The 26,557-nt window shown below is 44.7% G+C and carries 26 protein-coding genes; 7 read left to right on the forward strand and 19 right to left on the reverse strand.

The features are described 5' to 3' along the window. Positions 1-53: 53 nt before the first annotated feature. The 5 genes from BV11031_RS11945 to BV11031_RS11965 form a co-directional block, all read right to left on the reverse strand. Positions 54-1,433, reverse strand: coding sequence for an MFS transporter (locus BV11031_RS11945; protein WP_010329470.1), 1,380 nt, complete (start codon positions 1,431-1,433; stop codon positions 54-56). A 79-nt stretch (positions 1,434-1,512) separates the two neighbouring features. Then, on the reverse strand, positions 1,513-2,934 hold the full coding sequence (uxaC, locus tag BV11031_RS11950) for a glucuronate isomerase (RefSeq protein ID WP_026014483.1): 1,422 nt from the start codon (positions 2,932-2,934) through the stop codon (positions 1,513-1,515). Between the two features lie 198 nt (positions 2,935-3,132). After that, a complete protein-coding gene (locus tag BV11031_RS11955; protein ID WP_010329467.1) occupies positions 3,133-4,311 on the reverse strand; it encodes an NAD(P)/FAD-dependent oxidoreductase in 1,179 nt (392 codons plus the stop codon). Positions 4,312-4,350: 39 nt separating this feature from the next. After that, a complete protein-coding gene (locus BV11031_RS11960) occupies positions 4,351-4,773 on the reverse strand; it encodes a helical membrane plugin domain-containing protein (RefSeq protein ID WP_010329466.1) in 423 nt (140 codons plus the stop codon). A 391-nt stretch (positions 4,774-5,164) separates the two neighbouring features. Next, a complete protein-coding gene (locus BV11031_RS11965; protein ID WP_010329465.1) occupies positions 5,165-5,662 on the reverse strand; it encodes a cupin domain-containing protein in 498 nt (165 codons plus the stop codon). A gap of 130 nt (positions 5,663-5,792) precedes the next feature. Here BV11031_RS11965 and BV11031_RS11970 point away from each other — a divergent pair, with 130 nt between their 5' ends. From BV11031_RS11970 to BV11031_RS11980, 3 genes are all read left to right on the forward strand, one after another. Then, positions 5,793-6,767, forward strand: a complete 975-nt coding sequence (locus BV11031_RS11970; protein WP_010329464.1) for a DMT family transporter — start codon at positions 5,793-5,795, stop codon at positions 6,765-6,767. A 121-nt stretch (positions 6,768-6,888) separates the two neighbouring features. Then, positions 6,889-7,641, forward strand: coding sequence for an ABC transporter ATP-binding protein (locus BV11031_RS11975; RefSeq protein ID WP_010329463.1), 753 nt, complete (start codon positions 6,889-6,891; stop codon positions 7,639-7,641). After that, complete coding sequence (locus tag BV11031_RS11980) at positions 7,641-8,393, forward strand: ABC transporter permease (RefSeq protein ID WP_010329462.1); 753 nt, start codon at positions 7,641-7,643, stop codon at positions 8,391-8,393. Before BV11031_RS11975 ends, BV11031_RS11980 begins: the two co-directional genes overlap by 1 nt. Before the next feature lie 41 nt (positions 8,394-8,434). Here the strand turns inward: BV11031_RS11980 and BV11031_RS11985 are convergent, their stop codons facing one another. Genes BV11031_RS11985 through BV11031_RS12005 form a run of 6 tightly spaced genes read right to left on the reverse strand, consistent with a single transcriptional unit; the run spans position 8,435 to position 13,911 of the window. Beyond that, on the reverse strand, positions 8,435-9,307 hold the full coding sequence (locus BV11031_RS11985) for a DUF6282 family protein (RefSeq protein ID WP_010329461.1): 873 nt from the start codon (positions 9,305-9,307) through the stop codon (positions 8,435-8,437). Continuing rightward, positions 9,304-9,978 carry an RraA family protein gene (locus tag BV11031_RS22770; protein WP_010329460.1) on the reverse strand — a complete coding sequence of 225 codons (675 nt, stop codon included), beginning with the start codon at positions 9,976-9,978 and terminating at the stop codon, positions 9,304-9,306. Before BV11031_RS22770 ends, BV11031_RS11985 begins: the two co-directional genes overlap by 4 nt. Before the next feature lie 13 nt (positions 9,979-9,991). Beyond that, complete coding sequence (locus tag BV11031_RS22775; protein WP_010329459.1) at positions 9,992-11,101, reverse strand: isocitrate/isopropylmalate dehydrogenase family protein; 1,110 nt, start codon at positions 11,099-11,101, stop codon at positions 9,992-9,994. A gap of 6 nt (positions 11,102-11,107) precedes the next feature. Continuing rightward, positions 11,108-11,917, reverse strand: a complete 810-nt coding sequence (locus tag BV11031_RS11995) for an alpha/beta fold hydrolase (RefSeq protein ID WP_208648963.1) — start codon at positions 11,915-11,917, stop codon at positions 11,108-11,110. A 2-nt stretch (positions 11,918-11,919) separates the two neighbouring features. Beyond that, on the reverse strand, positions 11,920-12,921 hold the full coding sequence (locus BV11031_RS12000) for a beta/alpha barrel domain-containing protein (protein WP_010329457.1): 1,002 nt from the start codon (positions 12,919-12,921) through the stop codon (positions 11,920-11,922). A 30-nt stretch (positions 12,922-12,951) separates the two neighbouring features. Next, positions 12,952-13,911: a DMT family transporter gene (locus BV11031_RS12005; RefSeq protein WP_010329456.1), complete on the reverse strand. Its 960-nt coding sequence runs from the start codon at positions 13,909-13,911 to the stop codon at positions 12,952-12,954. Between the two features lie 366 nt (positions 13,912-14,277). Between BV11031_RS12005 and BV11031_RS12010 the strand changes: the two genes are divergently transcribed. Continuing rightward, entirely contained in the window at positions 14,278-15,069 is a 792-nt protein-coding gene (locus BV11031_RS12010) for a DUF4931 domain-containing protein (protein ID WP_010329454.1), read from the forward strand. A gap of 155 nt (positions 15,070-15,224) precedes the next feature. On the opposite strand, the gene BV11031_RS12015 is transcribed toward BV11031_RS12010, so the two are convergent. Further along, positions 15,225-16,037, reverse strand: a complete 813-nt coding sequence (locus BV11031_RS12015) for a uroporphyrinogen-III synthase (protein ID WP_010329453.1) — start codon at positions 16,035-16,037, stop codon at positions 15,225-15,227. A 172-nt stretch (positions 16,038-16,209) separates the two neighbouring features. Between BV11031_RS12015 and BV11031_RS12020 the strand changes: the two genes are divergently transcribed. Further along, positions 16,210-16,395 (forward strand): DUF8096 family protein, encoded by a 186-nt coding sequence (locus tag BV11031_RS12020; protein ID WP_010329452.1) that lies wholly within the window; start codon positions 16,210-16,212, stop codon positions 16,393-16,395. 43 nt (positions 16,396-16,438) lie between these two features. Here BV11031_RS12020 and BV11031_RS12025 read toward each other — a convergent pair whose 3' ends face one another. From BV11031_RS12025 to fdhF, 6 genes are all read right to left on the reverse strand, one after another. Next, positions 16,439-17,617: a macrolide family glycosyltransferase gene (locus BV11031_RS12025; RefSeq protein ID WP_010329451.1), complete on the reverse strand. Its 1,179-nt coding sequence runs from the start codon at positions 17,615-17,617 to the stop codon at positions 16,439-16,441. Positions 17,618-17,639: 22 nt separating this feature from the next. Further along, positions 17,640-18,830 (reverse strand): monooxygenase YjiB, encoded by a 1,191-nt coding sequence (gene yjiB / locus BV11031_RS12030; RefSeq protein WP_010329450.1) that lies wholly within the window; start codon positions 18,828-18,830, stop codon positions 17,640-17,642. A 513-nt stretch (positions 18,831-19,343) separates the two neighbouring features. Next, a complete protein-coding gene (locus BV11031_RS12035; protein WP_082246331.1) occupies positions 19,344-19,970 on the reverse strand; it encodes an NUDIX hydrolase in 627 nt (208 codons plus the stop codon). A 76-nt stretch (positions 19,971-20,046) separates the two neighbouring features. Beyond that, positions 20,047-20,688 carry a DUF4352 domain-containing protein gene (locus tag BV11031_RS12040; RefSeq protein WP_010329448.1) on the reverse strand — a complete coding sequence of 214 codons (642 nt, stop codon included), beginning with the start codon at positions 20,686-20,688 and terminating at the stop codon, positions 20,047-20,049. A gap of 197 nt (positions 20,689-20,885) precedes the next feature. Then, on the reverse strand, positions 20,886-21,446 hold the full coding sequence (locus BV11031_RS12045) for a helical membrane plugin domain-containing protein (RefSeq protein ID WP_010329447.1): 561 nt from the start codon (positions 21,444-21,446) through the stop codon (positions 20,886-20,888). Then, the gene (fdhF, locus tag BV11031_RS12050; RefSeq protein WP_010329446.1) at positions 21,439-24,396 is read right to left on the reverse strand and encodes a formate dehydrogenase subunit alpha; all 2,958 of its coding nucleotides are present in this window, start codon (positions 24,394-24,396) and stop codon (positions 21,439-21,441) included. The genes BV11031_RS12045 and fdhF overlap by 8 nt, the downstream gene beginning before the upstream one ends. A 147-nt stretch (positions 24,397-24,543) precedes the next feature. On the opposite strand from fdhF, the gene BV11031_RS12055 reads away from it, so the two are divergent. Together BV11031_RS12055 and BV11031_RS12060 are read left to right on the forward strand one after the other, a co-directional pair. Then, a complete protein-coding gene (locus BV11031_RS12055) occupies positions 24,544-25,107 on the forward strand; it encodes a YjgB family protein (RefSeq protein ID WP_010329445.1) in 564 nt (187 codons plus the stop codon). 98 nt (positions 25,108-25,205) lie between these two features. Further along, positions 25,206-25,604 (forward strand): ribosomal maturation YjgA family protein, encoded by a 399-nt coding sequence (locus BV11031_RS12060; protein ID WP_010329444.1) that lies wholly within the window; start codon positions 25,206-25,208, stop codon positions 25,602-25,604. A gap of 7 nt (positions 25,605-25,611) precedes the next feature. Here BV11031_RS12060 and BV11031_RS12065 read toward each other — a convergent pair whose 3' ends face one another. Next, a complete protein-coding gene (locus BV11031_RS12065) occupies positions 25,612-26,511 on the reverse strand; it encodes a DUF2268 domain-containing putative Zn-dependent protease (protein WP_010329443.1) in 900 nt (299 codons plus the stop codon). Positions 26,512-26,557 lie beyond the last annotated feature (46 nt).

A 26,557-nucleotide genomic window follows, 5' to 3' on the forward strand; every position in this document is an offset into this window, starting at 1 on the left:
CTTACAAATATATTTATTTACGGATTATTTAAAATATTCTATACTTTATTTTGTCAGCTCTTTTGATGAAGATCCTGAACAATCTGTGCATGCTGCTGGTCTGTGAGTTTATAGAGAAAGCCGATAATGATCATCGCTAATGCCAAAGCTATAGCAGGATACAGAAGCAGCAGCGCTTTGATTCCGATCAGCGCCTGTGCTGTCTGGACAGCATTCGGCACATAGCCGATAATCCCTAAACCAATACCCGAGAGAAAACCCGACAATGACTGGGCAAGCTTTCTGGAGAAGTTAAAAAGTGAATATGTCGTTGCTTCTTTCCGTTCACCGGATTTCCATTCGCCATAGTCAATAATATCGGAGACAAGCGCCCACGTGATGCCATTTGGGATACTGATTCCGATAAAGGCGATGCTGGCAAGAATCGTAAACACATAAACGTTTGATGGAAGCATAAAGTTGACCAGATCCGCGGCCACACTGATGCCGAAGCCGATCATTGCCGTTCTTTTCTTTCCAAATATTTTGACGAGCTTTGGCAGAAATATGACGCCCAAAAAGGAAGAACCGATAATAATAAAGTTCATATACGCCATCAGTTCAACATTGCCTAGATTATATTGTGCGAAATAGACGAGCATGGCGGATTTAATATTGTATGCGGAAATTGAAAAAATCGTCATGAGGACAAGGGTTAACAGCGGTTTGTTTGTGATAAATGTTTTGACGACAGATGAGAGTGTTAATTTTTCTTTTGGCGCTTCCGATATGACAATGCGCTCTTTGCAGTTGCGGTAACAAATATAAAACCAAATCACGCCGAGTGCGGCGAACAAGCCCATGACCACCGGGTAACCGACCTTTGGATTATCAAACTTGACGAGCAGCGGCATCACGGCCACACTTGTGATAAACAAAGCCCCAAGTGATCCAATTTGGCGGAAAGTCGAAATGGAGGTTCGGTCCTCAGAGTTTTGAGTCATCGCTGCTCCTAATGAGCCGTACGGAATATTCACAAATGAATAGCCGATGCCCCAGATCATATAGGATGCATATGCATAAATGAGTTTTCCGGTCGTTGATACATTGGGAGACAGAAAGATAAGAACAGTAAGCACTGCGAGCACGATGCTTCCGATTAATAGATAAGGCCTGAATTTCCCCCGTTTGCCGATATGTTTGCGATAATCAATAGATGATCCGACAATCGGATCTGTTATCGCCGCAAACAGCTTGCTGACTAAAAAAATGCCGCCGGCCATAGCAGCCGGGATTCCCGCTACATCAGTAAAATACTTTAATAAATAAATTTGGCCGAGATCAAACATAAAGCCGTTGCCAAAATCACCAAAACCATAGGATATTTTCTCTTTCAATGAAAGCCTTTTCTCCGTTTCGAGTGACACAACCTTATTTGCTAGTTCAGTTCGCATCTTCCACCTCTGTGTTTAAAAATTTTCGGGTAGTGGCCCGCTCAGGATGACGCATGATCACGCCTAAGCGGACATGTGGTTATACGTTTGCTTTCTCTTCTTGAAATTGAAAGTAGTGTTTCGCATTGTCATAGCAAATTCCCCGAACAATGCTTCCCAAAAGCTCCATGTCACGCGGCACTTCACCGTTTTCCACCCATTCCCCAATCAAATTGCAAACGATCCGCCTGAAATATTCATGGCGTGTATAGGAAAGAAAGCTTCTGGAGTCTGTGAGCATACCGATAAAGCGGCTGAAAAGCCCGACGTTTGATAACGCTTTCATTTGCTCGAGCATCCCGTCTTTTGTATCGTTAAACCACCAGGCTGTGCCAAATTGTATTTTTCCCGGGGTAACACCGTCCTGAAAACTGTTGATCATGCTGGCGATGACATAGTTATCGTTTGGATTCAATGAATATAAAATCGTTTTCGGAAGCTTGTTCTTCATCTCAACTGAGTTCAGCAGCTTGTATAAAGGTTTAGCAATGTCTTCATCATTCATAGAATCATAGCCTGTGTCAGGTCCGAGCCTCTTCATCATTTTTGTATTCGTGTTTCTTAAGGCATTGATATGAAACTGCATCGCCCAATCGAGCTCCGCATACAAACTGCATAAAAACTGAAGCGTATACGTCTTAAATTTCTTCTCATCCTCATAAGAAATCTCTGTTCCTTGTAATCTGTCAGAAAAAATCCGTCCCGCTTCCTCTTTTGTCGTTTCAGCAAATACCATCGAATCTATCGCGTGATCAGACACTCTGCCGCCGGCTGAGTGGAAGAATCGCACCCGTTTTTCCAGCGCCTCTAGAAACTCATTATAGGTTGTAATCGGTATGGCTGCCGCATCTTCAAGTGCCTGCACCCAATCAGGAAAGCCTTCACGATTGATCTCAAGTCCCTTATCCGGCCGAAACCCGGGCAGCACGCTGACAGGAAAATCTTTGTCTTCTTTTAATAATAGATGGTATTCAAGAGAATCAACAGGATCATCAGTTGTGCAAACGACCTTTACATTTGATTTCACGATGAAATCCCTCGCGCCAAAGCCTTCTCCTTGAAGCAGTTCATTTGTCCGTTTCCATATCGCGGGCGCTGATTGCTCATTTACAATCTCATCAATGCCAAAATAACGCTGCAGTTCTAAGTGAGTCCAATTGTAGAGCGGATTGCCAATCGCCATCGGCACGGTTTTCGCCCAGGCCATAAACTTCTCCTCATCAGGCGCATCACCGGTAATGTATGTTTCTTCAATTCCATTGGCTCTCATGAGGCGCCATTTGTAATGGTCTCCATACAGCCAGGCTTCCGTGATGTTTTGAAATTTCTTATTTTCATAGATTTCTTTCGGGCTTAAGTGGCAGTGATAATCAATAATCGGCATGTCTTTCGCATGATTGTGATAGAGGCTGACAGCGGTTTCATTTTTCAGCAAAAAATGTTCACCCATGAAGGGTTCCATGTCCTCACCGTCTTTCATTCGATTTCAAAATGTTCACGTTAACATTTTGATTTAGCTTTATTTTACCTTTATATTCCTCTGCAATCAATCTCTTTTTTGAAAATGAATTGTTAACGTTAGCAAACACATAAAAAAAGACATTGCCGGAAAGCATCCCGAAAGGATGGCTTTTGGCAATGTCGATCCCACAAGAAAGGCTTAGTAAGCCAGGCTGAAAAGTCCTTTAATGTGTGTTAAGTAGCGTACGTTACTTGCTTCTTTCATCAAGGAAGCAGGAAGGCCTTTAAGCGGTGTAGAATTAGCACCAATGATGGCAACCGCATCTTTGCGTCCAAGGCTTGCAAGTGTACCAGAGTTTACTGGATTGAATGTTTCAAGCGTTTTGCCTTCTAAGTAAGCGAATAGGTTGTAGCCGATCAGCTCACCCATTTGCCATGCGATTTGTGCAGTCGGCGGGTATGGACGGCCGTCTGGCCCGAAGTAAACTGCGCTGTCACCGGCAACGAATACATCCTCATGAGATGTAGATTGCAGGAAGTCGTTTACTGTTGCGCGTCCACGGTTCACTTCAAGACCTGATTCACCGACTAATGGGTTGCCTTGTACGCCGCCAGTCCAAACAAATGTGTTGGCAACAACTTTTGATCCGTCTTTCAGATCAATCACGTTTCCTTCTACATTTGTAACAGGCAGGCCTGTTAAGAACTCTACGCCGCGTTTTTCAAGGCTTGCAGTCGCACGTTCGATCAGATCATCCGGAAGAACAGGAAGGATTTTCGGACCTGCTTCAACGAGCTTCAATTTGATTTCTTTATGGTCTACACCATATTTTTTTGCAAGGTTCGGCATGATGTCAGCAAGCTCACCGACAAGCTCAACACCTGTTAAGCCGCCTCCGCCGATAAGGATTGTTGCATCAGCTTCGTTTTTCGTTTTAGAATACTCGCGCACACGATCTTCAACATGCTGGAAGACTTTGTTCGCATCAGCAGCGGATTTCAATACCATGCTGTTTTCTTCAAGGCCCGGGATGCCGAAGTAAGCTGTTACAGAACCAAGGCCTACAACAAGCGCATCGTAAGATAATGTAGAACCGTCAGCAAGCGCAACTTCTTTTTTATCAACAGAGAAAGAGCTTACTTCCGCGATTTTAAGATCAATGTCTTTGCCTTTGAAAAGCTTTTCTAATGGCATTGCAACCGCTTTTTCAGACACGTTGCCTGCTGCAAGACGGTGTAATTCCGTAATGATTTGGTGAGTTGGGTATTTGTTTACCACTGTCACTTTTGCTTGTTCTTTTGTGTAATGTTTGCGAACTGTTAAAGCAGAAAGAACTCCGCCATAACCAGCGCCTAGAATGACAATATGTTTTGACATCGTATATCCTCCGTCCTTTATATCAATTTGAGTCTGAGATTATTTTTGGTTTTCGCGTTCGTTCATGACTTCAAGGTAGCTGTTAGCAAAACGGAACAGCTTTTGCGCTTGAGGGTCTTTCAGCATGCGCAACAGGCCGAATAGACCAATCGTTTCGTTGCTTGCATCAGCGCGGTCTTTCGCTTCGATTGCAGTCGCAGCCACTTCTTTCGCTGTTTCTTTTACAGGCTCAAGCATTTCAGTGATCGCACCGACAGTATCGCTTTTTAACACTTCGTCAGTTGCTACAGACTGAGCGAAATCATAAGACTTCGTTAAAATATTCACTAACTCAGTCAGCTTTGGAAGCTGGTCAACTAGAACAGTCAGTGATTCTTGAACTTCCGGCTTTAACAGCTGATCAATAAGATCTTGCTGGCTTTGGCTGACAGACGCATTTGTTTGATCGATTGTTTCTGGCATATCCAATTCTCCTTTACTATAAGCAGTTTGCAGATTTTTTTGGAAAGGGTAGTGCCTCTCCCTGGTCTCATGTTTGAAAGCATAAGAATAAGGATTGTGAATTCGTGCACAATCATTTACAAAAATAAATGTTTACTACCCAGTTTTTCATCTTGCCATATTCAGTATTATTTTTATCTCAAAAATAAACAATTGAATAAGTCAAAAATCCTTTACTCTCTCTGAAAATAGCAAACACAAAAAACTCCAATTCGATTACCTTCTATATGATAACACTTTTTGAACAAAATTTGAACGTGAATTGCTTCGATTATGAAATTAATTTAAATAAAGCCCGTATCATAACGTTTCTGCGGCACTAGTTATTGACAATCCGGCAATTTTCTCCCCTTCACTTGACCCATATTTCCAAAAGAGGAGCTCTTTTTCCTGTGATCGGGTCATTCGCCGGCAATGAGACCTGCTTGATCTGTTTCACCGCTTCGTCCCGTTCATTTGGCTCTCCCGTCTTCATATCGTACTGAACGCCTCCCGGATAAGCGCCAATAACGTTAAAATCGCCGCTCGCGCTTTGCTTTTTATGGCCAACTCCAGCTGGAATCACGACTGCGTCGCCCGATTTGAAGGGAATGGCAACTCCTTTTTCTCCCCCAAACTGAATCACAGCCTCTCCCCGGACAGCAACCAGGACTTCATGCGCATTGCTGTGATAATGATGGTATGGAAAAACACTTCCCGACCAGCTGTTTGACCAGCCATGCCGATTGACGATCCGCTCTGCCGAACCGGTGTCCTTGAGTGCGTTTTGATACACAACGAGCGGAAAATCAGGGTGGTTCGGAATCCTGCCGTCATCCTGAAAAAAGTAGGTCTGTGTCTCTGGTTCCATCAATGTCACCTCCATTTTTTGTCTTCCACACATTGCGGTTTGTAAAACATGCTTATTTTCTCACGACTTCATTGATCTGTGCGAGATCGAGTAGTATAGTATAAAAAATAATGCCAGAATGAGGGATATCATGAAAGCAATCATCATCGGAGTATTGGCTTCACTCTTTTTTGCCGTTACCTTTATTTTAAACAGAGCGATGGAATTATCCGGAGGCAGCTGGCTTTGGAGCTCTTCGCTGCGATTTATTTTTATGGTGCCGTTTTTATGTGTGATTGTCATCATGAGAGGGACATTCGCCCCACTCTTACTAGAGATGCGGAAAAAACCGTTTTTTTGGATCAAATGGAGCTTTGCCGGCTTCGTGCTTTTTTACGCGCCGATCACATTTGCGGCTGCATACGGTCCAGGTTGGCTCGTAGCCGGAACTTGGCAAATCACCATTGTAGCCGGCGTGCTCCTATCTCCTCTTTTTTATGTCAAAAAAGAGATGCCGGGCGGCCCGCAGCTCGTTCGGCAAAAGATTCCCCTTGTTTCACTTGGCACGTCCGTAATCATTCTGATCGGAGCGGCGCTCATCCAGCTTCAGCATGCAGAATCGCTTTCCGGAAAGATGCTGCTTTTCAGTGTGCTGCCGGTTGTCATTGCGGCTTTTGCCTATCCGTTAGGAAACCGGAGAATGCTCGAAGAATATGGAGGCCGGCTTGATACATTTCAGCGCGTGCTGGGAATGACCTTGGCGAGCCTTCCGTTCTGGCTGATCATAGCAGCTTACGGGTGGTGGTCAGACGGCCTTCCAACAGCGGGGCAAACCGTTCAATCCTTCTTCGTTGCCATCAGCTCAGGCGTCATTGCCACCGTTTTATTTTTCTGGGCAACTGATATGGTAAGAGACAATCCGCAAAAGCTCGCGGCCGTTGAAGCAACCCAATCCGGTGAAGTGATATTTGCGCTGCTTGGTGAAATCGTTCTGCTGTCAGGTGTTTTTCCATCCTTTTTATCATTTGCCGGTTTATTCATTATTATTGCAGGGATGGTGTTGCACACCTTTGCTTCACAACTGGGAAAACCGAAAAAGAACACACAGTCAAACCTGACCGCATAGCATCTGCAGGAGAATGGGCGAAAGCCTGTTCTCTTTTATTTTCGCTACCAAAAAGCATCTATTTCACGTTATATTTACATAAAGGATCATCCTACTTATATACTGAAAGGTGAATAATATAATGGAAGCAAACGATCAAACACATAACAGACCAGCCATCTCCTTCAGATCAGTCAGAAAAAGCTATGAACAAGATAGACAAACTTATGATGTATTGCAAGATGTCACCGGAGACATTCAACAGGGCGCAATCGTCGCCGTTTTAGGCCCTTCTGGTTCAGGCAAAAGCACCCTCCTGTCGATGTGCAATGTAATGAGAACGCCTGATAGCGGCGACATATACATATACGGAAAAGAAGTCCGAGAATGGAATGTCAATGAGCTGAGGCGAACGGCGGCCCTCGCGTTTCAATCGGCTCCCGTTCTTGACGAGACAGTCCGTGACAATCTTAGTCTGGTCCAAAGGCTGCATCAATCCCAGCAGCACTCTCCTGAGGAGCTCGCATCTCTTACAGGGCTACCGCCAGAGCTCTTAGACAGAAGCGCCAAGGATTTATCAGGCGGACAGCGGCAACGGCTGTCACTAGCCAGAACACTCGCAAACCCTTCCTCTATTCTTTTATTGGACGAAATCACATCGGCTTTGGACCCGGTTTCCGCTCTTGAGATTGAGGAACTGATCAAACGCCAGCATCAAGAGAAAAAATGGACGGTCATGTGGGTGACTCATAATATGGAGCAGGCGAAGCGAGTTGCCGACACCATTTGGTTTATGGCGGACGGACGGCTGCTGGAAATTGCTGAAACCGAAGCGTTTTTCTCCAATCCGCAGCATGAAGCAGCGAAAGAGTTTTTGAAGGGAGGGACCCGATAATGGATTACCTTTCTCTCTCTTTAACGATGATCTTTGTTTTGATCGCCTTGTTTTTATCCAAATCCTTTAAAGCCGGCGTTGAAAAAGACATGGTCATCGCCACGATCCGGGCCGCGGTACAGCTGCTTGTCATCGGTTATGTCCTATCGCTGATTTTCCGCGGAGACCACCCTGTTTTTATCTTGTTCATGATACTGCTAATGCTGGCAGTGGCGGCACAAAATGTCGTCAAACGAAAGAAAAATACGATCGGTTCGTTTTGGAAAGTATTCGTAGCGTTAGCGATTGTAGAAATGGTAACGCAAGGCATTTTGCTGTCTCTTCATATCATCCCGTTTACGGCCCGATATGTCATTCCGATCAGCGGAATGGTCATTGGAAATTCGATGGTGCTCGCAAGTCTGTTTTTAAACCGGCTTAGCTCAGAAATCGGTGTTCGCAAAGAAGAGATACAATTGATATTGTCTCTTGGAGGCACACCGAAGCAATCCATACAGCGTATTCTTACTTCAGCGATGAAAATGAGTATGATCCCGACGCTGGAAAGCCAAAAAACGCTGGGGCTTGTTCAGCTTCCAGGCATGATGACCGGCCAGATTTTAGCGGGCGCGGACCCGATTCAGGCGGTACGCTTTCAGCTCTTAATCGTATTTACAACGATGGCGTCAGCCGCGCTGACATGTGTGATCTTAAGCGTTCTGACATACCCTTCTTTATTTACAGCGCATCAGCAGCTGAAGGAAAATGGATAACCGAAAAAGATGAGCCCTTCCCGAAACGGAAGGGCTCACCTTTATTTCACGCCTAAAAAAGCGGTTGGATTCAAATAACAAATCTCATCAGCGATTTTTTGATTAAAATCAAATCCGTTTGCTTCAGCAGCTTTTTTTACCTCTGTCACATATTCCGTATATCCCTCAGTTACTGTCCCATTCTTTAACTGGCCGAAATCCGTCGAGACGCATATGCGATCTGTTCCCCATGTTTTCAGCACTTCAACTAAATCCTCGTGCCGGTCATAACCGATTTTGCTCATTAAAACAGCAAATTCAACATAGACGTTTTTGGAGGAAGACAGCATATCAATGACCTCAGCGATTGTAAAATTTGTACACTGGTAAAACGGGTGCGTAATCATCAGCTTACATTTTTGCTTTTCTGTTTCTTCAATCAGCATATACACTTCTTCTTTTGAGGAATGGCCTGTCGCTAATGGAATGTTAAACGCCGATGCTACTTGAATGACTTCCTTTGTTTCTTGACGCAGTTTTCCGTTTTCGCTGACCCTTTCATATTTCACTGTATGTTCAGCTAAAACAGGATGAGATGTGGTTTGTTTTGTTTTTGGTTTGTTTGACGGCAAGGTCAAAGTGGGAAACCAAATCATCATTGAAGAATGATCCGGACTGTTCGCAGCAATCGCTGCTTCCACCACCGACCGGTTAATGCCGCCGTTGTACTGGTTTAATGTAATAGATCCAAAGAGCGGCAGCCCCATCTCCCGGGCCGTGCGCGCAAGCGGCGTTGTGGCCATCAAGTGGCTTTTCATAACGGCTGCCCCATTGTTCGCTTTTAGTTCTTCACCCAGATTAAAAATCGTATATCTTCTATTATACGTATCAGGCCATGCGTGGACATGAAGATCTAAAAATCGCTCAAGTTTCATTTGGCTGTCACTTCATTCTCCCAAGGTCGGTGATACTTATACATGTCACGCGCTTCTTTTAAATGTACGCCCCGCGAAACGGCTTCTTTGATTTTCTCTTCTGTTTCTTCAATGGCTCTAGAACGCTTGATGACTTCTTCGGCAACGTCTTGGGGAATGACGATCACGCCATTTTGGTCCGCGCGGACAAAATCGTTCGGCTGAATGACCGTGCCGCTAATCGTGACAGGGACCTGATGGGCTGTCTTTTTCGTCCGGCCTTTTCCCGTTTTCATATAGACAGAAGTACTGAACATGGCGTACTCCGTTTCCCGAATATAATCAATATCACGGCAAGCACCATCTATTACAGTGCCCGCGATTTTCTTTTGAATCGCCAATTGGGTTAAAATATTGCCCCATACAGTACAGTCCGTACGGCCGTTATTAGCAAGAATAACAACTGAACCCTCTTCGGCCTCATCAATAAAATCGGCTGCCTTGGCAACTTGCTGTTCCTCTTCGCTCGGATCTCTGTATTCCACTGTAAACGCTGTTCCGCAAATATCAGCAGACGTGTTTCTCGGTACGATACCGCTTAATCCGCCATCTATGTTTAAACTATCCAATGCGTCGGAAATCGTCGGCGTATCAAACGATTTCAATTCTTTTATGATTTGTTGATGATCCACTTATTTGGCCTCCCTAGCAATTTTCAATGATGGCATTTGCCGTTTCTTTTGTGCTTGCGATCCCGCCTAAATCGTACGTAAGCGTTTTTCCTTCTTTTAATACTTTGTTGACAGCGTTTTTGATCCGCATGCTTTCTTCCATAAAACCGCAATGCTCAAGCAAAAGAGAAATGGTCAAAAATTGCGCCATCGGATTCACTTTCATATTTCCGGCATGTTTTGGCGCTGAGCCGTGTACCGGTTCAAAATATGCATTCTCGTAGCCGAAGTTAGAACTCGGCGCAAGGCCTAAGCCGCCCATAATGCCCGCCCCGAGATCAGAGAGGATGTCGCCGAATTGATTTTCACTGACAATGACGCCGAAATGTCCCGGATCTTTTACCATCCACATCGCTGTCGCATCAACGTTTTGGACCTCCCAATCCACTTCTGGATAATCCTTCGCCACTTCTTCTAAAATGGTTAATGCAAACTGACCGGACTGCCTCATCACATTTGGCTTATCTGACCACGTCACTCGCTGGTAGTTGTATTTTTTCGCCCATTCAAAGGCAAACTTCAACAATCGCCTTACACCATTTTTCGTAATCAGGCGAATCGCGGCGCCGCCATCCTCTTCTCCGTCAAGCTGCCAGTTATTTAGTCCGTTCTTGTTTGCCTGAATAAAATCATACAAATCTTTGGGAATCGGTGAAAAGTCGAGTCCCGCATAAAGTCCCTCTGTGTTTTCGCGGATGACGGTCATTCTAAACTTTTTTGAATGCTGATGGTCTAAGCTGTAAGCCGGACGCACATTGGCGAACAATTGTAATTTTTGTCTCAGCTGGATGACAGGTGAAACATACTTCAGGTCTTGACCTTGCAATGACGGATCTAATTCTTTTAGGCCCTGAGCATGAGGTTTGCTGGTAATTGCGCCCAATAATGTCACATCACATTTATCAATTAAATCCCACGTTCTTTGCGGAACCGGATCCCCTTCTTTTTTCCAAAACTCCCATCCGATATCACCAAACTTCAGATCAATATCGACACCTAATCGGTCAAATACCGGCAAACTGCATTCGATCACTTCAGGACCGATTCCGTCTCCTGGTAAAACTGCTGCTGTTAATTTTGCCATATGTTTTTACACCTCTGCTCCAAAATGTGAATCAATAAATTTCTCGATTACTTGTTTGACTTCTTCTGGTTTTTCACCAAACATGCGCATACCGCTGTTTTGGATAAAATCGATGTTCGCCTGCGGCAGATATCTTTCAAAATATTCAGATTCCTCTTGTCCTAATAATATTGATTCTTCGCCGAAAATGATTTGAATCGGCGACTTCATCTGTTCATGATATGCTTTTCCGTTATGGTTGATAATGGCTTGGACACCGGCTTTCATTTTGGCAACGGCGATCGCCTCATCTTCTCTGTCTGTCGTCTCCAACTGGAATAACGGCAGCTCGCTTTCTTTGACGACCCACGGCACTAGACCCGCTTGAAGCCCTTTGATGCCAAATTTGTCGCAAAGCATATACCATGTGGAAAAGACGGCCTTTAATTTTTTATTTGGGCAAAGCATGGTGGATACCAACAAAACAGGAGTGTCTGCGTATTCATTGAACGTGCTTAAATACTGAGCCATCATCCCGCCAAGAGAAAAGCCCCAAATCATATAAGGGGTAATGTTGTTCTTTTCGACATAATCATGTGCCCACTGAGCCAATTCAGGAACGGTAAATGTATCTTGTCCCTTATGTTCCTGTATCAGTTTTTCCGGGACATCTAAAATCAGAAATGTATAGTCGTTCAGGTACGGTGCAAGTGATACCAGCCATTCTTCCCGGCTTAATGCGTCTGCGTCCATTCTCGGCAAAACCAAAATCACTCTGTCTCCGGTTCCTAACTCCAGCTTCCAGCTGCGTTTTGCGTTTTCTTTGTTCATCATCATACTCATCCTACTTGACTCAGCTCGGTGCTTCGCAGCGCAAACTCCGCACGATGAACCAACGTCTGTTTTTCTAAAATAACGAGTAAATCCAATAATTTAAGGCCGCTTGATTGCGCCATTCTATCGAGCTTGTCTAATACATCTAAATTCAAATTATGCAGTCCCGACAAAATCCCTTCTTCTTTGTCATAGAAGGAATTCTCTGACGTATCGTTAATGAATAGGGTGTAGGCTTGTCTTGATAGCTGGATTAATTCACAAATGTCATATTTTTTGCTGAGGTCTAAGCGGTTGAGTATCGCTGCAAATGTCTCGATGCACAGGTTACCAGGCCCTTTTCCAAAACCGTATAAACTTCCGTCAATGAACTGGACACCGCATTGGATCGCATCAATTGCATTTGCCGATGCAAGGCCTAAATTGTCATGAGGATGAAAACCGAGTTCTACAGATGAATGTTCTTTCAGCTTGGTAAATAAAGATGAAACAGCAGGCGGCATCATGGCTCCGTTGGAATCAGCCAAGTAAATGTAATCGGCTCCCGCCTCTATTACTTTTTCTGTAAATACAATGATGTCTTGGATATTGGCGTGACTTGCTCTAATTAAGTTTGCGCTGACATGAATGCCGTGCGCTTTCAATTCTTTGATGACCGGAAGACTGGCATCCGTTTTCGCAAGAGGAATGCATAAACGAACCATACCGACAGATGGGTGCTTCATCCGTTCAAGAAATTCTTCTTGATATTGTGCCGGGTGCAGCATGAGCACCAATTGTGAGCTTGACCCCGACCCTATCGCGGAAGCCATCTCTTCTATGTATTCAATCGGACAGCAGCTTTGAAGATTCATTCCTTCGTGTGAAGACACATAACCAATTTCGATAAAATCAACATTCGCTTTTGAAAGTCCGCTGACGACTTGGCGGGCGGCATCTAAATTGATCTTCGCCCCTTCAACATGAACTGATTCTCTTAACGTGACATCCATTAATTTTATACTCATCTTAAAACCCCTTTTTGATTGGATTTGATGCTATACCGCTTCTTTTTTGCTTGTCTTTACCGCAGGCATGACAGACTGACGTCTTTGAAAAATATTATTTAATACAATCGCACCGATCGTTAAGAAAGCCCCGCCCGCTTCAACAGGCGACATTCTATACCCTGCGATGATGGAAATGATAAACGAGACAATCGGAACCAAGTTCATAAACAAAGAACCATTGATTGGTGTCAATATCTTATTGCCGATATTCCATGCAAATACGCCGATTACACCTGCAAAAATACTCATGTAAATCATTTCCCACTTGATGTCCATGACTTGATCGACAGAAGGCACTTCCACTTTTCCTAATAGTACGAATATTAAAATAACAACAATAGACGTAATATTTCCGAAAATACAGCTCAAAGCCGTGTAACGCAAGGATGACCATTCCGGAAAGCTGCTGCCTCCAATCGTATAAAGAACCCAGGCTAACACGCTGATTGACATGAGAATAATAGGAACTGCCTGCTTATTACTGTCTGCGAAGAAAGCAATATCTCCCTTTGTCACGACCAGCAGCACACCGATGAAGGACACCGCAACCAAAAGCAATGTAACATTCGCCGGCCTGTTCTTTTTGTACACCCATAAAACAAGCAATGACACCATTGGGATCAGCGCCATTAAAATAGAGCCTAAAATAGCCCCGTTATCGCCCGCCATCTTTTGCCCTAAAAATACAAGAAAATTATAAGCGCAGAATGCCATACTCCCATAAAACCAGATTGGAACCAGTTTCCCTTCTGTTTTAAAACTTTTGGCCCCCTCTGTAAAAAACAGAATGACAGATAGCACCACTGCCACAATCAAATAACGTATCAATGTAAAAAAGAATGGATCAATATGTTTCAGAGCTCTTCCGGCGACAGGCCACTGCGCTCCAAAACAAATACCTGCAATCAGGCAAAAAAGCACGCCTTTTTTAAAATGCGATGTTGTCATGTTCTCACTCGCTCCTTTTGTGGTGAAATACTCCCAATTTTCTCCTTTCCATAAGATATTTCCTAATATACACAGATGGGTAATATTTGTAAACTATTATTTTCAAAACATTTTTATTTTTATAAATTTTGAATTTATAAGTTTCGGCTCACGAATAAACAGTCTTAAACCTGCGTCATGTCGGGATTTTACGCTTTTTGGAAACGTGAACATTCCGCATTATTATTTTTCACAAAAAATAAATTCTTTTATTTTTTTGGTGAATGTAAACAAAAATAAAGAAAATATTGAAAGCAGAATGTAACCCATATAGAATGTAAAAGTGACATAAGAAATTTAGAAAATTTTGAAAGGTCGTTTTATCAAATGCAAAAATTATATTTTTCCAGCTATATCGGTGCCCAAAAACCTGAAACCATTGTCAATAAACAAAACGCCTGTCCTTTTTGTGACCGAGATAACCTCACCGGCATTTTAGAAACAGAAGGGGATATGATTTGGCTCGAAAATAAATACCCTACCATCCAGGATACGTACCAGACGCTGATTGTTGAGACAGGCCAGTGTGACGAAGATATAACGACTTACAGCATTCAAAAAATGAGAAAACTGATACAGTTTGGTTTAGAGAAATTAATACATATGGAGAAAGATCCTCAATACAAAAGCGTCATATTGTATAAAAACCACGGCCCGCTTTCTGGCGGCAGTATAAAACACGCCCATATGCAGATTGTCGGATTGAAACATGCGGATTATATGGAATCACTTTCATATGAGAATTTTCTGGGGATCAAGGTTGCAGAACATCCTAATAAAGCTGAATTCAATCTGTCGAGCGATCCGATTATGGGTTTTACGGAAATGAATGTGATCATTAGTGACTCGCTGGAGAATACTGACCTGATGGCTGATTATATTCAAACAGCTGTTACCTATTTGACCCAAGATTTCAGCTATAAATGCACAAGCTATAATTTATTTTTCTATCATACAAATCAAAAGATCATCTGCAAAATCGTGCCGCGATTCGTTGTTTCCCCTTTCTTCGTTGGCTATAAAATCCCGCAGGTCTCGGTAGATCAGCGTTTGCATGAAATAAAAGAAGAATTGCAGACAAAATTGAATGCCTCACGAAAAGAAAACAATGTGCTATGAAAACATAATGCTTCGAAGTTTGACAGTATAAAAACAGCTGATGGGTATAAATGCGGGGAGGCTTCAGGAGCCGTTTTCACTTTCAGATGCAAGCTTCAGTCTTTTGCCGGCATACAAAAAGCCGCTTCCTTTCGGAAAAGCGGCTTTTGTACTGGTTATTCTTTTTCTTCATAATACTTAGACAGCTCAATAATCATCGCGCCCATCCGTTCAATCTCCGGAGCGAGCAATCTTGTCATGCCTTCTTCCCTCAGCGCTTCCGCGGTCACTTTGCCGACAGCCGCAGCGATAGCGCGCTCTTCGAATACAGCCTTCACTTCATTGATATAGCCGCGCTCCCTGGCAAAGTCAAACAGGGAACGAACCTGAATGGCCGTTGTAAAACAAACGGCGTCGATCTCACCATTCATCAGCTCCCGGCATAACTTATCCACTGTTTCCTTCTCAGGCGGGATATGCTGATAAGGCAGAATCGGCAGGACAGACGCGCCCTTTTCTTCAAGAAATGCCATGAGGGCCGGCGCATTTTCTCCATGAAGCTGCACCATGACTGTTTTTCCAGAAAAATCGTGGGGCTCCAGAGAACGGATTAAGCCTCTTGTTGTCCCGTCTTCATCAGAAGCTTGGGGTGTGATCCCAAGCTTTTTCAGCACAGACAGCGTTTTGTATCCCCGGCATGCCGCTTTCGCTTGGCGAATGGCCTGCAGAAACTCATCTTTCAGACCGATTTTCTCTGCCATATCGACAAGCGTCTCCGTGCCGATGCCTGTCGTGAAAATGACCCAGTCAGCTTTCTCCTCCACAAACGTCCGCAAATCCGGCTCCACCTGCTTCTCTGCTAAGTAAACCGTTCCTTGGAGAGGACGGATGACAGGTGTTCCGCCCTGTTTTTCAATGATTGTGCTGATCTCTTCCGTTTTTCGGGAGCCCCCGATCGCCACGCGTTTTCCATGTAATCCTTTTCCCATACCCGCTTCCTCTCCTCTATGCATATGTTTTTATGTATACGAGCTTAATAAAGCTATTGTGGCGCAAACCAAGGGAGAAATCAAGATCAACCTAAGCCCCTAAAATCCATTGAATACGCCGGCAGCTTGCTGTAATATAAACAGCAGACATGTTTTCTAACGGAGGTTCGCCATGGACACAAAAGAAGAATATGAGACTAAAGGCTTCGATACAACGATCGTTTACGAATTCAATGAATACCCGGACGTCCGCAGCGGGCGCTGCGATAACTGTGATTACACACTGTTCAAAAGCTCTGTTAAAGGCGGAAAATTTCTAAGAGAATGCCGGAGATGCGGAATGAAAAAGAACATTTAAACAAAAAAACCGAAATCGAATGTTTGATTTCGGTTTTTGTGATTTATTGTGTAACCGCGGATTTTTTCATAAACGCTTCAATCTCAGCTGCCGCACGCTCCGCTCCGCCCGCCTCTTTTACATCCTTTCGCATGTTCTTGACGCGGTTTAACACCCCTGGATCACCGGATACAGCCTGAACCGCTTCCTGAAGCTTAGAAACCGTTACTTCCTCTTTCGGCAAATAAACGCCGAGGCCTAAATCATCGACACGCTTTGCGGTGAGCTCCTGCTCATACATTTGCGGAATAACAACAAGCGGCACAACGGCATTCATCGCTTCCATCGTACTGTTCATCCCGCCATGAGAAATAAACAAATCGGCTTTCGCCAACACCTCAAGCTGCGGCACGCTTTGGCGAATGGTAAAGTGAGCAGGGATATCATCCAAGCTTTCAGGATCAATCGTTTTCCCGACCGACATGATCACTTGCCACGAAGAATCCCGAAATGCCTCGATGCACATCTTGTAAAATTCCGGCCATGCGTTAAACGCCGTTCCCAATGAAATCAGCATAAGCGGGCGATCACCCTTTTCAATCAACAGGCTTTCTTGTTCCGTCCGTTTTCCAAGGGAAGGGCCGACAAAACAGAAACGGTCATCGAACGTCTCATGCTGGATTTGAAAAGACTTCGGCATAAACACAATATTTAATGGTTCCGGCACAGCTAATTGTTCAAATGAAACAACCGGCAATTGCTCTTGCTCCAAGTAGGCTTTAAATTCAGCCTCGGCCTCTTTTATCATTTTCAGCATGTCTTCGCTTCCGAGCTGAAAGGATTCATTTTGGGCATAGGATGAACAAAGCTTGACAGCGGGCACATGAAGCTTGTCAGCAAACAATTTTCCAGCCAGCGCGACAAAATCATAGATGATCAGATCAGGCTGATCATCTTGATATAACTCCTCAAGCTGCGGCAGGATGCTCAGTGATTCTTTTAAGAGAATGAGCGGCGCGTCATTCTTTTCCATCTTCTCCCTGATTTGTTTAGGGTCAATATTCAAGGATGTACGATAGATCAATGCTTCTCCGCCGGCTTGCTGTACAGCAGGCGCGAACTCCTCCGTCGTGGCATAGGTGACACGATGCCCTCTCTCACAAAGCTTCTCTACTAATGCAAGCGTAGGATTGACATGCCCGTACGCCGGGATATTGATCATCGAAATATGGTACTTTTTCATGAATCTCCATTCTCCTTCTCTATTAAATTTTCACACGGAAGCTCTTTAATCCGTATATCACGCTGTTTTCAATCGGTGTGATACTGACACATTCCATATGAGGAAAAGCAGAAACCAAAGACGTTAACGCGATATTCGCTTCAAGACGGGCAAGGGGCGCCCCAAGACAAAAATGGATGCCGTGCCCAAACGCGATATGCGGATTGGGATGGCGGTGAATATCAAACAGGTGTGGCCTGTCAAACTTCGCTTCATCACGATTTGCTGACGCCACAAAAGCCAGAACCATATCACCTTCTTTCATGTGGTGTCCCCCGATCTCTGTATCTCGCTTGGCAATGCGCCTCAAAACCGGTGCTGGCGCCCTGAAACGCAGGGCTTCCTCCACTGCCTGAGGCATGAGTTCAGGATGGCTCCGCAGTTCCTCATAAACATCCGGCGTTTCCAATATGCTGTACATTGCATTTGAAATCAGGTTTGTTGTGGTTTCATTCCCGGCCACCAATAGCAGCGTGCAAAACGGAATCAACTCTTCTCCTGACAGCTTCTCGCCTGTTTCTTCCGCTTTCACTAAAATTGAAATGATATCCTGTGCCGGTTTGTTTCGCTTTTCTTCTATGATGTCGGCAAAGAACGCGGCCAGTTCTTCCTCGCACTTGTTTCGTTCTTCCATAAAGGCTTTTTCAGCTTCTTCACTTTTATCCTTCGGCGTGCTGACCAGAAGATCAGACCATGTTTTAAACCGATCCATATGCTCAGAAGGCACCCCGAGCAGCTCAGATATCACGATGACCGGAAGCGGATATGAAAAATCGCGCACAAGATCAAACTCGCTTCGCCCCTGAAACGTTTCAATCAGTTCATCTGTGATCTCCTGAATTCTCGGTTCCCATTGCTTCATCACACGCGGCGTGAAGGCTTTATTCACTACAGAACGGATTTGCGTATGCCTTGGCGGGTCCATGTTAATGATGGAATTTCCAATAGCGCTTGACTGCTGCGGCATATAACTGGAAAACAGCTCTTTATCGCCAATGACTTTTTTGACATCATCATATAGAAAAACGCTCCACACTTGGTTTTCTTCATCATAGGAAACAGGCGCATCCTTTCTCATCGATTCGTACCACGGAAACGGATGATAAGCATCCTGTTTGTTTTTTCCATTGAGCAGTGCTCGCTGCAAGGCTTGCCGCTGGTTCAGCACATTCATGTATTGTCACTCCCCTTGAAAGAATTCAGCAAATAACGTTCGTCTTCACCTCCCGCTTTCGAGAAAGAGAGGGACAATCAAGTATAGACAGATTGATAACAGCAGGCAGGCGATCACGATGTCCAATGCAGGCATCATATATTCCCTCTCGAATTTCGTTCATCTTACCATAATCTCTCAATTTTTTTCTATTCTGCACCCCTCCTTTGGCTCACAACGTGACCTTAGACATAAGCATGCAAATTCAATATGCATTCAATTGCACACGTTCCAATAAGAAAATCCCCCTATTTTCAGCCAATAGCACTAACTCTCAAAAATGACTTTTCCATTATGCGAACTATCTGACTCTATGATGAACTAAAATGTGGCAACTCTAGACCCTTTTTAAAAAACAAGATGTCGGCAGCTGATTAGAAGGAAAAGTGAAAACAAAAAACCAGCCATAAAACTCGCATCGTAAAACATATTACGCTATAAAAAAAGAAAGAACCCGGAAGGCTCTTTCTTTGCTTAGTCACATATCGTTCTCTTGTCCGGATGGCGCAAAAAGTCAAACAGCATGCTGAGCTGTGAGGGTGTGTTTCGTTTTGGAGAAAGCGGCGGGAGCCTGTCTTCCGGAAAAAAAGCGGCATGATTCGTCTCAATTCCTGTTTCACCATGTCCCCCTGTTATGCTGCATTCAATGAATATCTTATAATAGTGATACGGCTGAGGCGGATGAGTGTGCTTATGGCTGTCTAGCACGGCCAGCAATCGAGACGGTTCTGTGTCATACCCCGACTCTTCTTTGATTTCCTTGATCACGTTTTCAGCCGGCGATAACCCAATCTCACAAAACCCACCCGGCAGTGACCACAGCTCATCATGCTTCTCCCGAACAAGCAAAATCTGATTGTCTCGGAATACTGCGCCGCGCACATCCGCTTTTGGTGTCGGATAGCCTTTCTCGCCCTTCCATAAATCAGTGATGACTTCCATTTCCGTCTGTGAGTAATCCGCCATCATCTCTACGCTGAGCTTCATCAGCTCTTCGTACCTTTCCCTGTCATACACATCCTTGGAAAAAGCGAGTCCCGCCTGTGCGATCGCCCGAATCCGCAGCGCCCGTTCCAGCCATTTGGTTTGCACTTTGATCACTCATCCTTTCACATGATTTGTCACTATAAAAAAGCACGTTTCCCACTGATGAAAACGTGCAACTGTCAATCTATTTCTAATCTAACTTCACCAAATAATCCATATTGTCCTTCACTCTCTCTTCAAAATTACTGCTTGTGATATCAGCTAAAAACGGATTATATACCAGTGTGTAATGTTTTTGTTCTCCTTTAGGGATGACATAACTGAGTACACCTGTAACCTTTTTCCCTGATATTAGTGTTCCTTCCAAAAGTATTCTGCCCTGCTCTTCAATAGAATAAACTGGCCGGACTGATTGATCATTCTTATCTTTTAAGTCTAACCCCATGAAATTGTAGCTTATCGAGTCTTTCCCTATGTTTTCTATCGTAACTTCTATAATGAGCCGTTCCTCATCTTCTTTTAATGTTTTTGACTTAGAGTCTACAGCTCCTCCAATTTCCGTATATTCACCTTTTTGCACGCTATCAACTTTATTCACTGTAAAATTCGTATGTCCTGCTTTAAACGTTTCTCCTATTTTATGTATTTGATCATCTTGTTTAATCTTCGGCTCACCGTGTTTTTTCAATTCCTTATCAATTTCCTTTTTAAGCTCTTCTTCCGATTTTTTCTCTTTCGGTTTTTCTTTTTCTGACGCGTCACTCGATTGGCTGCACGCGGAAAGCGCAAGCCCGATCGTCAGGGCAAATAATAGTATTAAGACTTTTTTCACGACTGTTCCCCCATCTAAAGTAATCGATTTCTATTATAATCAGGTTTTACCTTTTCCTGACAGGTAAGAAAGTAATGATTTTATCTATTTTATCCATTACCAACTGACTCTTTTCTGGTGTTTGAACATTTTTCACTAGTTCATTAGTCCTTTTTATCAAAAAACCCGAGCTGGCAGCAGCCGGCTCGGGCAGGTGGTCAATCTCGCTTATTCATGTCCCTTTTCTCTCGAGGTTCCTGTTGTTGTTTTTGATGCTCCGGAGGCTGAGTCGTGCGTTCCATCTCCTTTGTATCCTGTCCCATTCCTTTTAAAAACGAGAAAAGCAGTGTAATGGATTTGTTGATTTCCGGGTCTTTGAGCGAACGGATGATATCGAAATAACCTGTTTTCTCTTCGCTGTCCTTCTGTTCCACCGCGTTTGCCACACCCGCATTCACTTTCAAAATGAGGGGCTCCAGCTGTTTCACATCCAGCATGCCGAGCGTTCCAAACAGAAGAAGCAGATTTTTCAGCGTATTGGCCGTTTCCTCTGTATCTGCCTTTTTCACTAGAATATCGAGGACTTTATCCCCTTGGCCAAAAAGGCCGCGGAGCAATGGCAGGGCGCCGCGCTCGTTCATGTGGCCGAGCATTTGCAGCGTTTCTAGAATGGCTTCCTTATTTTCAACTAATGCATCTTCAATTTCTTTCATATCACGCTTACGCTGATCCTCTTCGGTTACTTGGATTTTCTGGATTTGTTTAATTGCTTTAGCCATTACGCCCAATCCCCCTTTTCACTGCGTCGCCAGGGAATATATAATCCTTCCGCGCCCATTTCTTTTGCACTTGCACACCGATTTGCGGCTGCGGGTTGCCATTGCGGTGATTGATTTTAGGGAGCGGGTTGGTTCCGTCGCGCTTCAAAATTTCCATTTTGGCTGATGTTTCTTTGTATGCCGGCGTATCGGTATCCTTATCTGCATGGCTGCTAGTTAACAGGTTGATCGCTGCTTCCCCTGAATCGTTCATTGGCAGATATACTTCCTTCCCTTTGACACGATCAGTGATCAGACATTTCACTTTGACATTTCCGAAAGGCGATGTGAGTCTGACGAGTGTTCCGTCCTCAATTCCCCGTTCTGCCGCTAGCTCAGGAGAAATTTCTAAGAATACTTCCGGTGTTTTCTCCGAAATCCCTTTTGATTTGTAGGTTAAGTTTCCTTCGTGGAAATGTTCTAAGAGCCGCCCATTGTTGACGTGGATATCATATTCCTCACCGAATTCATCAGGCTCCGTCCACTGAACAGGATAAAGAATGGCTTTGCCGTCCGGAAAAGGAAACCGCTCTGTAAAGAGTAAAGGCGAATCCTTTCCATCAGCGCTTACAGGCCATTGCAGAGAATTGTAGCCTTCAAGACGTTCATAGGTAACGCCGGCATAAATCGGCGACAGCATCGCTGCTTCCTCCATAATGTCACTAGGGTGTTCATAGCACCAGCCAGCGCCAAGCTTATTGGCTACTTCCATAATAATTTGCCAATCAGGCTTTGATTCGCCCAACGGTTCAAACACCTGATACAGCCGCTGAATACGGCGTTCTGTATTGGTAAAGGTTCCCTCTTTTTCGAGACTTGGGCTCGCAGGAAGAACAACATCGGCAAACTCGGCTGTTCGTGATAGGAAAATGTCCTGCACCACAAAAAAATCAAGCTTTTCATATGCGGCGTGCACATGATTGATGTTGGAATCGACAAGACCCATTTCTTCCCCTTTTACATACATCGCTTTCAGCTGGCCTGAATGGATTTTTTCAATCATTTCGTGATTGGTCATGCCCGGCTCCTTCGGCATCGGCACACCCCATGCCCGCTCGTATTTTTGGCGGACTTGTTCATCCGTTACATTTTCATAGCCAGGCAGTTTGTTAGGCATGCTCCCGAAGTCACTCGCCCCCTGCACGTTGTTATGGCCGCGCAACGGATAAGAGCCTGTGCCCGGTTTTCCGTAGTTTCCTGTCACAAGCAGCAGATTCGAGATCGCCGTGCTCGTGTCGCTTCCGCCAATATGCTGTGTCACGCCCATTGCCCACAATGCGCATACACTGTCTGCTTGACCAATCATCTCGGCCATTTGGATGAGCGTTTCTCGATCTATTCCGGTTTTCTTCTCCGCATATTCAAGTGTGTACGGCGTGAGGCTTTTCACATATTCATCCCGTCCGTTCACTTTTTCTCTTAAAAATCGTTCATCAGCCTTGCCGTTTTCAATCAAATATTTGGCAATGGCATTCAGCCAGACGATATCTGAACCTGCACGTGGCTGAACAAATAAATCAGAGCGCTCTGCCATTTCGTGCTTTCTGATATCCGCTACGATCACTTTTTGCCCTTTCAGCTTATGAGCCCGTTTAATGCGCGTGGACAAGACCGGATGGGACTCTGACGTGTTTGAGCCGATAATCAATACAAGATCCGCTTGCTCGATATCTGTAATCGACCCTGAGTCACCGCCATAGCCAACTGTCCGGAACAGGCCGGCAGTTGCGGGAGATTGGCAATAGCGCGAGCAGTTGTCCACATTATTTGTGCCGATGATTCCTCTGGCCAACTTTTGCATAAGGTAGGATTCCTCGTTTGTGCATTTAGAGGATGTAATAAAGGCCAGTGAATCAGGGCCAAACGAGTCTTTCAAATCGGTGAACTTGCTGGCGATCAGGGTTAACGCTTCCTCCCATTCCGCTTCACGGAAATGGTCGCCTTCGCGGATCAGCGGCTTTGTCAGGCGCTCCTCGCTGTTTACGAAATCCCAGCCAAACTTTCCTTTCACACAGGTAGAAATGCCGTTCGCCGGCGCTTCCTCCTGCGGCTCGACTTTTAGAATGTCTCTGCCCTTTGTCCAAACATCAAAGCTGCAGCCGACCCCGCAGTATGTGCAGACGGTTTTCGTTTTCTTGATTCGTTCATCACGCATGGCGGATTCCATATCAGAAATGGCAAGAATGGAGCCGTAACCTGTTTCTACGCCTTTTGTGATCTCGATCATCGGACGCAGTGTTTCGTCATTGATTCCTGTTAAATATCCAGCTTCCCCTTCCATTCCTTTTTCCATCATCGCATTACATGGACAAACCGTTGAACAGTGGCCGCATGACACACACGACGACTCATTGATCGGCACATCATTATCCCAAATGACGCGCGGTCGTTTCCGCTCCCAGTCAATGGTCAGTGTTTCAGTCACCTGAACGTCCTGGCACGCTTCAACACAGCGGCCGCACAAAATACACTGATCCGGATCGTACCGGTAAAACGGATTTGATTCATCCTTATGGTAAGGCTTCTGATCGAACGGGATGCTTTGGTGATTGACTTTCATTTCTTTCACCGTATTATGTATTTCACATCCCCCGTTGTTGTAATCGCAAACTGTACAATAAAGCTCATGATTATATAAAATCTTGTCCATCCCAATGACCTGCGCTTTTTTCACATCAGGCGAAAGCGTATCAATGACGTCTCCATCCTTTACTTCAGCGGAGCACGACCTCTTTAGCTCACCATTGATGCTGACGATGCACGTATCACATGTTTCAATCGGCCCTAAGCTGGGATGATAGCAAACTTGCGGCACTTCAATTGAACTGTTGTTCAAGAGCTGAAGCACCGTCTGGCCTTCGGACACTTCCATTTCAACGCCGTTTATTGTGATTTTTTTCTGTTCAGCCATCTCCATTCCCCTTTCTTGCTTGTGTATATACCGAATTACCCATTTCTGTTCCCTTACAAGTGATCAATAAAACATCCAAAGCGCACTAAAAGGTTTTATCCCAATTACACCGGGAAACGGGATGGTAGATAAAAAAGGAGGGATCGCATGAAAAAAACAATGTCTGTTCTAACAGCGGCAGCCGCACTGTCAGGCACTCTATCCGGCTTTGGCGCAGCCCCCTTTCCAAATCAAACTCAAGCAGCCACGCTCTCCGAAGACACGAATCAATCTGCCGACGAGCTTGTCAAAGATCTCTATAACACCGCCTATAAAGGGGAAATGCCTAAGCAGGCGCAAGGCCTTGTCATTAACAAAAGCACGAAAGGCGACGTCCATGCCGCATTAGGGGAACCGGAAAGGCCGATTGCCGGAGACAATCGATTTGAATTATATCGCTGGAATATGGGGCAGCCGGGCTACGGGTTTTCCTACCATCAAGACATGACCATTTCAGAAATCCGCTACTTTGGAACCGGCGTGGAGCGGCAGCAGAATGTAGGCGGGGTTACCCCGGAAGTGCTGCGAAATGAATTAGGCCGCGCAAATCGAGTATTAACCGTCCCATTCACCGACGAGATCGATTATGTATATGATACAGGCCAATATGAACTCCATTTTGTAATGGGCACGGACCAGGCCGCTGACCATGTAAACCTTAAAGCAAAATAAATACTTGATGCGGCTCGTCAGCCGCTTTTTAATTGGACAAGCAGAGGAATATTCCTTACAATCATGGGAGTTGAGCAGAGACGGGGTATCAATTTTCAATGAAGCGAAAACGATGGGTATATGCAGCTCTTACCATCATCATCATGACGATAGGGCTGGGATCCAGAACATTCTCCAGTGTTCTGCCGGATGATGTCAATCCTTATCTGGGGGACTCGCTGTGGGCCGCCATGATCTTTACGGGATGCGGGTTTTTATTTCAGAAAATGAATACAATAATGACGGGCATTATCAGCCTTTCTTTCTGTTTTTTCATTGAAATCAGCCAGCTGTATCACGCAGATTGGATCGACCAGATCAGAGACACTTCTCTTGGCGGCCTTGTACTGGGATACGGTTTTTTATGGAGCGATATCGAGGCGTATACGATCGGAATTGCACTCTGTACCGCCATAGAATTGATCGTTTTGGGACTCAAAAAGCGCCGCAACATGTGACGCTTTTTCAGTTGCCAAACAGGCCGCAATGGGAAAGAATGGTCTCCGCATCCAAGAGCGTTGCCTCGCTTATCGTAACTTGATGTTGAGCCATAAATGACTGAACGGCATGATACCCAACCGCATAACCGGCAAAGGCTGATAATCCCGCGGGCTCATAGCCTTGGACTTTCGCGATTGGATCACCAAACATATAACGGCTCACCTCCGAAAAGCCTTTCACATCTAGCACCTCATTGATGACATCAATGGAATGCCGCAGATCTTCTTGATCAAAACGTGTTACCCAAGGACCCAACTGCTCATCGCCAAACAGTTCTCTGGCAAATGACTCAGCCAACCCCTCAATCACAAGATAATCCCCGACACTCACAGAGCCATGATGAAAATCAACATACGAAAACCGCAGATTATGATGAAACTCATGAGCAATAATGGAAGGAATCCTCGGCAGGTTATAGCTGTCCGGATTCATCCATACATGAATAAAGCCCGGTATCCCGCCAAATCCGCAATAGCCTTTTTGCAGCTGAAGTTTAGTGGGATCAGCGATATAAAGGCCGAATTTGATCTTGTCTGCATTCACCCGCATCTGTTCACGCTCAGCAAAATGGATACATTGCCGCAGCGCAGATTCAGCTGTCTCTTCAGCACATGATTCTTTCAGTATTTGCAGTGCTTTCTGCCCGGCTTCAGCATCACGGACATCCAAATAACCAAGCATTTTCACAGCCATGAGGACATCATAGCCGTTCTGCTCCTTCGCTCTTAGCGGAACATGGATGGCGCTCCACATCTTTTCAAATGGCTTCATCATCGTATACCGAAACTCATCAACTCTTTTCTGTTCTTCCATTGAAAACAACTTTTCATATTGCTCAAAGGTTTTTTCCATTACAAATTTCATCCTGATTTCCCCTTGTTAAAAACATACGGTATGCCGCAGCGTAAGG

Origin of the sequence: Bacillus vallismortis, assembly GCF_004116955.1 — a bacterium.
GTDB lineage: Bacteria > Bacillota > Bacilli > Bacillales > Bacillaceae > Bacillus > Bacillus vallismortis.

Excerpts from the sequence above, each read along its gene's own strand:
- BV11031_RS11945 (WP_010329470.1), bottom strand. The coding sequence starts at position 1,433 with ATGCGAACTGAACTAGCAAATAAGGTTGTGTCACTCGAAACGGAGAAA.
- uxaC (WP_026014483.1), bottom strand. The coding sequence starts at position 2,934 with ATGGAACCCTTCATGGGTGAACATTTTTTGCTGAAAAATGAAACCGCT.
- BV11031_RS11955 (WP_010329467.1), bottom strand. The coding sequence starts at position 4,311 with ATGTCAAAACATATTGTCATTCTAGGCGCTGGTTATGGCGGAGTTCTT.
- BV11031_RS11960 (WP_010329466.1), bottom strand. The coding sequence starts at position 4,773 with ATGCCAGAAACAATCGATCAAACAAATGCGTCTGTCAGCCAAAGCCAG.
- BV11031_RS11965 (WP_010329465.1), bottom strand. The coding sequence starts at position 5,662 with ATGGAACCAGAGACACAGACCTACTTTTTTCAGGATGACGGCAGGATT.
- BV11031_RS11970 (WP_010329464.1), top strand. The coding sequence starts at position 5,793 with ATGAAAGCAATCATCATCGGAGTATTGGCTTCACTCTTTTTTGCCGTT.
- BV11031_RS11975 (WP_010329463.1), top strand. The coding sequence starts at position 6,889 with ATGGAAGCAAACGATCAAACACATAACAGACCAGCCATCTCCTTCAGA.
- BV11031_RS11980 (WP_010329462.1), top strand. The coding sequence starts at position 7,641 with ATGGATTACCTTTCTCTCTCTTTAACGATGATCTTTGTTTTGATCGCC.
- BV11031_RS11985 (WP_010329461.1), bottom strand. The coding sequence starts at position 9,307 with ATGAAACTTGAGCGATTTTTAGATCTTCATGTCCACGCATGGCCTGAT.
- BV11031_RS22775 (WP_010329459.1), bottom strand. The coding sequence starts at position 11,101 with ATGGCAAAATTAACAGCAGCAGTTTTACCAGGAGACGGAATCGGTCCT.
- BV11031_RS11995 (WP_208648963.1), bottom strand. The coding sequence starts at position 11,917 with ATGATGATGAACAAAGAAAACGCAAAACGCAGCTGGAAGCTGGAGTTA.
- BV11031_RS12000 (WP_010329457.1), bottom strand. The coding sequence starts at position 12,921 with ATGAGTATAAAATTAATGGATGTCACGTTAAGAGAATCAGTTCATGTT.
- BV11031_RS12005 (WP_010329456.1), bottom strand. The coding sequence starts at position 13,911 with ATGACAACATCGCATTTTAAAAAAGGCGTGCTTTTTTGCCTGATTGCA.
- BV11031_RS12010 (WP_010329454.1), top strand. The coding sequence starts at position 14,278 with ATGCAAAAATTATATTTTTCCAGCTATATCGGTGCCCAAAAACCTGAA.
- BV11031_RS12015 (WP_010329453.1), bottom strand. The coding sequence starts at position 16,037 with ATGGGAAAAGGATTACATGGAAAACGCGTGGCGATCGGGGGCTCCCGA.
- BV11031_RS12020 (WP_010329452.1), top strand. The coding sequence starts at position 16,210 with ATGGACACAAAAGAAGAATATGAGACTAAAGGCTTCGATACAACGATC.
- BV11031_RS12025 (WP_010329451.1), bottom strand. The coding sequence starts at position 17,617 with ATGAAAAAGTACCATATTTCGATGATCAATATCCCGGCGTACGGGCAT.
- yjiB (WP_010329450.1), bottom strand. The coding sequence starts at position 18,830 with ATGAATGTGCTGAACCAGCGGCAAGCCTTGCAGCGAGCACTGCTCAAT.
- BV11031_RS12045 (WP_010329447.1), bottom strand. The coding sequence starts at position 21,446 with ATGGCTAAAGCAATTAAACAAATCCAGAAAATCCAAGTAACCGAAGAG.
- fdhF (WP_010329446.1), bottom strand. The coding sequence starts at position 24,396 with ATGGCTGAACAGAAAAAAATCACAATAAACGGCGTTGAAATGGAAGTG.
- BV11031_RS12055 (WP_010329445.1), top strand. The coding sequence starts at position 24,544 with ATGAAAAAAACAATGTCTGTTCTAACAGCGGCAGCCGCACTGTCAGGC.
- BV11031_RS12060 (WP_010329444.1), top strand. The coding sequence starts at position 25,206 with ATGAAGCGAAAACGATGGGTATATGCAGCTCTTACCATCATCATCATG.
- BV11031_RS12065 (WP_010329443.1), bottom strand. The coding sequence starts at position 26,511 with ATGAAATTTGTAATGGAAAAAACCTTTGAGCAATATGAAAAGTTGTTT.